This is a genomic window from Streptomyces sp. NK15101, from assembly GCF_020400725.1.
Taxonomy (GTDB): domain Bacteria; phylum Actinomycetota; class Actinomycetes; order Streptomycetales; family Streptomycetaceae; genus Streptomyces.
In genome coordinates this window covers 1-6,714 of the sequence record NZ_JAINVG010000164.1, presented here as the reverse complement: position 1 = coordinate 6,714, position 6,714 = coordinate 1, and the positions used below count along the sequence as shown (strand labels likewise).

The following is a 6,714-nucleotide window of genomic DNA, read 5'->3' as shown; positions in this document are numbered from 1 at the left end:
GCAGCGGCTCCAGCGCCGCCCACTGCTCGTCCGCGAGATCGCCCCCACCCATGGACCGGGATCATTCACAGCTCAAGATCCACCTTCGACACACGGCCTAGGGTCGGATCCCGTCGCAGGCGATCCTCAGATGTCGCGGCCCGCGCAGTACGGCGTTCTGGCGATACGGGGGCGGGTCCTCGAGGAGGCGTGGGTTCTCCAGTCTCCGGGCCAGCTCCGAGAGGGCGAGTTGGGCCTCCAGTCGGGCGAGCGGTGCGCCGAAGCAGCTGTGGATGCCGCTGCCCAGGCCCAGGTGCTGGACGTCCGGGCGGTCCGGGTCGAAGCGGTCCGGGTTCTCGAAGCGCCGGGGGTCGCGGTTGCCCGACGCCAGGACCAACCAGAGGGTGGAGGCCTTGGGGACGGTGACGCCGCGAACCTCGATGTCGGCGAGGGTGGTGCGCTGCGGCAGCAGCTGCACCGGTGGCTCGAAGCGCAGGAGCTCCTCGACGATGGGGACGGCCAGCCGCGGTTCGGTCCTCAGGCGCTGAAGGACGTCAGGGTTGCGCAGCAGGGTCAGCATTCCGTTGGTGATGAGGTTGACCGTGGTCTCATGCCCCGCGATCAGGAGCAGGGCCGCAGTGCTGAGCAGTTCCATCGTGGTCATCGGACCGTCCTGGCCCTTGGCCGTGGCCAGCTGGGAGAGCATGTCGTCCCCGGGGTTCTTGCGGCGCTCCTCGATCAGGCCGGCCAGGTACATGCCCAACTGCATCCGGGCCTCGTGCGAGTCCTTGCCGCGCTCGGCGGGATCGGCGTCCGGGTCGGGGTCCAGGCCGGCGGCGAGGGTGTCCGCCCAGGTGTGGAAGCGCGCCTCGTCCTCGCGCGGCACTCCGAGCAGTCTGCAGATCACCGTGACCGGGAAGGGGTACGAGAACTGTTCCACCAGGTCGATGCGGCCGGGGTCGGCGAGGCCGTCGATGAGGCCGGTCACGATGTCGTGGAGCTCCGGGCGCATTCCGTCGACACGGCGGGGCGAGTGGGGCGGACCGAAGTGCCGGTTCGTCATGCGCCGCATCCGGTCGTGCTCCGGCGGGTCGAGCCGCAGGAAGCCCGGCGGCAGGGCGCCTTCCCGCGGGGTGTCCTCGGCCAGCGGATCAGCGCTGTCCGAGGCCAGGTTGCGGGCGTCGGAGCTGATCCGGGGATCGTGCAGAAGGCTGCGGATCTCGTAGTAGGTGCTGATCACGTAAGGCCCGTCGCCCGTGTGGTGGACCGGAGTCTTCCGCAGCTCTTCGTAGATCGGGTACGGGTCGGCCCGGTTGGCGTAGTCCAGGATCTGGTGCAGCAGGGATCGCGTCATGGCAGGTCCTTGTGGCCGTGCGGGTCAGTGTGCGGGGGTGAACGTCATCCGGCGGTCGGCCGGCGAGTAGCCGCTGAGGGTCACGGTGGGGCCGTGGCTGGGGACCGAGGGGTCGGGGAAGTCCGCGTCCATCGGCCGTTGTCCGTCCGTGTGCCTGTCGACCGTGGGGAACGACAGCGGGAACGGCGCGGTCTTCTCGATGAGTTCCTGGTAGAACGGCAGCCATCGGCCCTGGTCGAAGGAGACGGCACCGATGACGCGTCCCTGGTATCCGTAGACACCGACGAAACGGCGGCTGTCCAGTGAGCCCTGCGAGATGAGGATCTCCGTCGCCATGGACGGCACTCCGACCGACTTGATGTTGACTCCGAACTGGGAGGACCAGAAGGCCGGCACGTCCATGTGAGGCAACCGGTCGATGCTCTCGCTGACCATGTTGTGCGCTGCGATCCCCGCCTGCGCGACCGCGTTGCCCCAGTGCTCCAGGGACAGGAACTGGTAGCCGAACAGGGGGTGCGGGCAGCGGGCGACGTCGCCCGCCGCGAAGATGTCGTCGGTGACGATTCCGCGGATGTCGAAGGCGCGGCAGCCGGCGTCGCAGGCGATTCCGCGGGGCCCGGCCCCGAGCCCGGACCCGTACAGCCATTCGGTGTTGCGGAGTGCACCGAGCGAGACGACCACCACGTCGGTCTCCACGGTGGACCCGTCGGACAGATGCGCCACGCGCACCCGCCCCGAGGCGTCGCCCTCCAGGGCGGTCACCATGACCCCGCACCGCAGGTCCACGCCGTGCTCGCGCTGGAGGCCGGCGGCCACCTCGGCGACCACCCCGCCGAGTGCGCCGACCAGGGGCGCGGCGCCGCGTTCGGTGAGGGTGACGGCGAGCCCGCGTTCGCGGCAGGCGGAGGCGATCTCCGAGCCGGCGAAGCCTCCGCCGATGACGAGGACGCGTCGGGGTCCCTCGGCGAGCCGCCGGGCGAGCGCGGCGCCGTCGTCGCGGGTCCGCAGCACGAAGACGCCGTCGAGTTCCGCCTCCTCCTCGCGCGGCCACGGGCGCGCCCGGACTCCGGTGGCGATCAGCAGTCGGTCGTACGGCACCTCGTCGCCGTCGGCCAGCCGCACCCGCTTGGCGGCCATGTCCAGACCCGCGGCCGGCACGCCGAGCCGCCAGGTCGCGTCGACGGATCGGAGCCGGGGCAGTGCGGTGCGGTCGGCGCGCGCCCTGCCCAGCAGCACTCCCTTGGACAGCGGGGGCCGGTCGTACGGTTCGCAGGGCTCGTCGCCGATCATGGTCAGCGACCCCGCGAAGCCCTTGGCGCGCAGGGTCTCGGCAGCCCGTAGGCCGGCCAGCGAGGCGCCGACGACGACGATGCGGCCCTCGCGCTTGAGCCGCTCCAGGGCTCCGTCACCGAGCACCGGGCACCGCCTCGGCCGGCTCGTCCACGGCATCGACGATGATGGCCTGTACGGGGCAGGCCGCGGCGGCCTGGGCCAGCTTCTCGCGCTGTGCCTCGTCGGCGTCCGGGTCGTACAGCAGCGCCTCGTCGCCGTGCATCGTGAAGATCTCGGGAGCCAGGAACGCGCACTGCGCGTACCCCTGGCAGCGGTTCAGATCGACGGCAATGCTCACCACGGGATTCGGTCCTCTCCAACGGCCCGCTCAAGCCCCCTGCGCCCACTCTCGTCGGCCGGTGGGGTCACAGCGACGGAAGGCGGACCGTTCGAGTGAGCGGTGGGGCCCGATCAGGCCGAGGCCGGGGGCCGTGGCGCGCCTGGACGCCGGCCCCTCAGGATGTTCAGGCCGAGGAGCAGCACCCAGGCCGGGAAGACCAGTTCGGACCACGGCACGCTCGCTCCCACCACGAGCAGCGTCAGGCCCGTCAGATAGCCGAGGACGGTGAGCGGGCGCGGGAGGACACCGAGCCTGCGGCCGATGGTCGAGGCAGTGATGACGAAGACCGCCGCCATCCGCATGGCGTACGTGGTCAGCAGGGCGTAGGCGACATCGCGGCCGAAGGAGGAGTCCTCCCGACCGTCACCGAGCACGGTCCAGGCCGCCGCGGCTGCGGCGAACAGCATGGCGACGAAGAGCAGACCGCTCCCCAGGAACACCGTGGAGACGAACTTGTCCTCGCGTTCACCCGCCTGTTCGCGCAGGGCGCCCATGAACCACAGGAACGCGATCCCGGCGAAGGGGATCAGCTCCAGCGCCGTCCGTACGGCACTCCGCTGTCCCGCGTCGACGGTCACGGCTCCCCCGTCGTCGCCGCCCGGCAGAGCGATGCGCACCAGGATGATCGCCGTGGCCGTCAGGATCGCGAACACCACTCCTGCCGTTCCCGCGGCCCAGGGGGTCGCGAGGCGCTTGTGCTTCCGGTCCATGGCCTCCCGCTTTCTGCGTGCGCTTCCTTCGTCCAGACAGCAGGGGGCGTGGGACGGGCGCCACCGGGCTCACCCGGGAGGAAGAGCTCGATGCGCCATGCAGGCCATGGCGGGGTCGGGCGAGGCACGGCCCACCCGGCCCCCGGCCCGGTGCCGGAACGCCGTCGCCCTGCGACCGCGGGCGGCGTCCCCGTGTGAGGCCGGCCGCATGAGGAGATCCCGCACCGCCTCGACGATGTCGGCCTGCTCGACCTGTCCCGGGCGGTCCTCGACTCCGCCCGCGTGAGGGCGAAAGGGGGGCGGACTCACCGGTCCGAGTCCCGTGGACCGCGGCAAGGCGGCCTCCAGGAGGGCGTGCGTGGACCGGTCGCTCCCGTCACCGGCCACCTTGACGACCCGGTTGTCGCCGTAGTCGGACACGTGCAGGAGCGCGTGTGCGGAGGTCCGGCCGTCCTGCGACGGGGTCGCGTCCGCCGCCGTCGTGGGCAGCGCGCACAGCGCCACGAGGCCCGCCGCGGCAGCGAGCCGACGGGCCCACCGGCACGCGGCACGCCCCTTCGAGGGCACAGACGTCACCGTTCCGGGCCTGGGCGTCGTACGCACCATGACTCCCCCATCGGGTCTGAGCGGCCGGCCCGCTGCCGTACCTGCGTCGCCCCCGGGAAGTGGAGCCGGAGAATACGGGAACCACACCGGCCGCCCTCCCCCGGGCCACTCCGATGTTCCGGACGGATGCACGAGAGCGGACTGGCGCCGGGCACCGGCAGCCCTCGCGGGCGCCCCGCACCACGAAGGCGAAGCACACCTGGCGGCACGGCCTCACGGCCGTCCTGCCGCCCGGTCTCGTCAGTCGAGCAGGACGCCGGGGTTCAGGATGCGGTGGGGATCCAGGGCGTCCTTGGCGGCGCGCAGTGCCAACGCGAAAGGCTCCGGTCGCTGGAGGTCGTAGCCGGCGCGGTGGTCACGGCCGACGGCGTGGTGGTGCGTGATCGTGGCGCGGTGGCGGTGCAGGATCTCACCGGCGACGGCCTTGATGTCGTCCCAGACCTCGACCTCGTCGCCGGGTCGGCCGGCGACGGCCACGGTGAAGTAGGGGGCGGCCCCGTCGGGGTAGACGTGGGTCAGGCGGCAGTTGATGGTGGCCGGGTGTCCTGTGATCTTCAGGGCGGCGGCGCCGACCTCGGTGCGGACGGCGTCGATCAAGGCGGGGATCTTGTCCCAGGTGGCGGCGGTCTCGAAGGTCTCGACGACGGCGCCCATGCGGGCCAGGCCGTCACGCAGGTAGGGCATGCGCAGGAACGCCGAACGCCAGGCGCTCACTGCCGAGTCGGCCGGGGTGTCACGGTCCGCCGGGGACGTCTCGGCTCGGCCGCTGTGGGCGCGGGCCAGGTCCACCGCGCTCGCGAGGCGGTCGCCGACGGGTCCGGTGGCGGATTCGAAACCCAGGACCAGGACGGAGGAGCCGTCGCGGGAGGCGCCGGAGAGGAGGGCCTCGCCGGCGTCGAGCAGGCGGCAGTTGGCCGGGGCGAGGTCGGACTGTGCGATGGCGCGCACGGCGTCCAGCGCACGGTGGAAGTCGGTGAAGGCCACGGACGCGGAGGCTTTGTGGCGGGGGCGTTCCTGCAGGCGCATCCATGCCTCGGTGATGACGCCGAGCGCGCCTTCGGATCCGAGGAAGAGCCGGTCGGGCGACGGGCCCGCGCCGGAGGCGGGCAGGCGCCAGGACGTACCGGCTCCGGCGGGCGTGATCACACGCAGGGACTGCACGAAGTCGTCGATGTGGGTGTGGACGGTGGCGTAGTGGCCGCCGGCCCGGGTGGCCAGCCAGCCGCCGAGGGTGGAGAACTCGAAGCTCTGCGGGAAGTGGCGCAGGGTCAGGCCGTGGGGCCGCAGCTGCTCTTCCAGCACGGGGCCGAGGGCTCCTGCCTGGATGCGGGCCGAGCGGCCGGCGGTGTCGATCTCCAGGACGCGGTCCATCGAGGTCAGGTCGAGCGACAGCACGGCGCGGTGGGCATCGCCGCGGTACTCCACGCCGCCGACCACCGAGGAGCCGCCGCCGAAGGGGATGACGGCCACGCCGTGCTCGCCGGCCCAGTCCAGCAGGTCGGCCACCTCCCGGTCGCCGGTGGGGTGGGCGACGAGGTCGGGGATCCGGCCGGGACGGGCGCGAAGGGCCCGGATGACGTCGCGGTAGGCCTTGCCCATGGCGTGGGCGGCGCGCGCCCGCGGTTCGCCGGTGACCAGGTGCGCCAGGGAGGACGGGGGCGTCACGGCGGGTCGGGCGATGGGCAGGTCGGCGATGCGGGGTACCGGCAGCGGGCGGGCCAGGGTGCCCGGAAGCAAGGCCCCCATCGCAGCGCATTCGGCGTCGTCGGGGTGGGCGTCGGTATGGCCCCAGCCCCACCAGGAACGGGTGCGGGTGGAGCGGGGCACGGATGGGATCGCAGACATGAGAGTGCTCCCGATCGGGGTCCGATTGAACTTACCCGTTGGTAAATTACCTTAGGGTAAGATCTGTTTCCATGCCAACGTCCCCCTCCAAGGCCGGCACCAAGGGCGTGCCGAGAGCCGATCGCGAACAACAGATCCTGGCCGCGGCCACCGAGGAGTTCGGCCGCCATGGGTACGAGGCGACCACCGTGGCCACCATCGCCGTACGGGTCGGCGTCACCAAGCCGCTGCTGCACCAGTACTTCGGCAGCAAGCAGGGCCTCTACCTCGCCTGCCTCGACCCGATCGGCGACCAGTTGCTGGACGCCATCCGCACCGCCATGGCCGGACAGGACACCGACGCGCCACCCACCCCCCTGCGCGTCCTGAACGCCCTCTTCACCGCACTCGACGGGCAGCGCGAGGCCTGGTTCGTCCTCTACGACCCCACACTGCCGCCCGGCAGCGACGCCGCCCGGCGCGCCGCGCACTACCGCGACGCCATCGACGACCTCGCCGCGACCGGCACCGCCGAACTCCTGCGCACCGCCGGAACCACCGACCCCCTG

General features: G+C 72.2%; 6 protein-coding genes and 1 pseudogene. 2 read left to right on the top strand and 5 right to left on the bottom strand.

The window, feature by feature from the left end:
* Positions 1-97 precede the first annotated feature (97 nt).
* The 4 genes from K7G60_RS37930 to K7G60_RS37915 form a co-directional block, all read right to left on the bottom strand.
* Positions 98-1,333: a cytochrome P450 gene (locus K7G60_RS37930; protein WP_225805522.1), complete on the bottom strand. Its 1,236-nt coding sequence runs from the start codon at positions 1,331-1,333 to the stop codon at positions 98-100.
* A gap of 24 nt (positions 1,334-1,357) precedes the next feature.
* Positions 1,358-2,782, bottom strand: a complete 1,425-nt coding sequence (locus K7G60_RS37925) for an FAD-dependent oxidoreductase (RefSeq protein ID WP_263986755.1) — start codon at positions 2,780-2,782, stop codon at positions 1,358-1,360.
* Positions 2,739-2,963 carry a ferredoxin gene (locus K7G60_RS37920; RefSeq protein ID WP_225805523.1) on the bottom strand — a complete coding sequence of 75 codons (225 nt, stop codon included), beginning with the start codon at positions 2,961-2,963 and terminating at the stop codon, positions 2,739-2,741. Before K7G60_RS37920 ends, K7G60_RS37925 begins: the two co-directional genes overlap by 44 nt.
* A 113-nt stretch (positions 2,964-3,076) precedes the next feature.
* Positions 3,077-3,715 (bottom strand): hypothetical protein, encoded by a 639-nt coding sequence (locus K7G60_RS37915; protein WP_225805520.1) that lies wholly within the window; start codon positions 3,713-3,715, stop codon positions 3,077-3,079.
* 198 nt (positions 3,716-3,913) lie between these two features.
* Between K7G60_RS37915 and K7G60_RS37910 the strand changes: the two are divergent.
* A pseudogene (locus K7G60_RS37910) lies at positions 3,914-4,064 on the top strand (IS5/IS1182 family transposase); the annotation flags it as partial.
* 497 nt (positions 4,065-4,561) lie between these two features.
* Here K7G60_RS37910 and K7G60_RS37905 read toward each other — a convergent pair.
* Complete coding sequence (locus K7G60_RS37905; protein ID WP_225805519.1) at positions 4,562-6,166, bottom strand: FAD-binding oxidoreductase; 1,605 nt, start codon at positions 6,164-6,166, stop codon at positions 4,562-4,564.
* Between the two features lie 71 nt (positions 6,167-6,237).
* On the opposite strand from K7G60_RS37905, the gene K7G60_RS37900 reads away from it, so the two are divergent.
* Positions 6,238-6,714 (top strand): TetR/AcrR family transcriptional regulator (locus K7G60_RS37900; protein WP_225805518.1); only part of this gene is annotated, 477 nt, incomplete at its 3' end.

What these genes read in the sequence shown, in the direction of transcription:
- K7G60_RS37930 (WP_225805522.1), bottom strand. Translation starts at nt 1,333, where the DNA reads ATGACGCGATCCCTGCTGCACCAGATCCTGGACTACGCCAACCGGGCC.
- K7G60_RS37925 (WP_263986755.1), bottom strand. Translation starts at nt 2,782, where the DNA reads ATGCCGTGGACGAGCCGGCCGAGGCGGTGCCCGGTGCTCGGTGACGGA.
- K7G60_RS37915 (WP_225805520.1), bottom strand. Translation starts at nt 3,715, where the DNA reads ATGGACCGGAAGCACAAGCGCCTCGCGACCCCCTGGGCCGCGGGAACG.
- K7G60_RS37905 (WP_225805519.1), bottom strand. Translation starts at nt 6,166, where the DNA reads ATGTCTGCGATCCCATCCGTGCCCCGCTCCACCCGCACCCGTTCCTGG.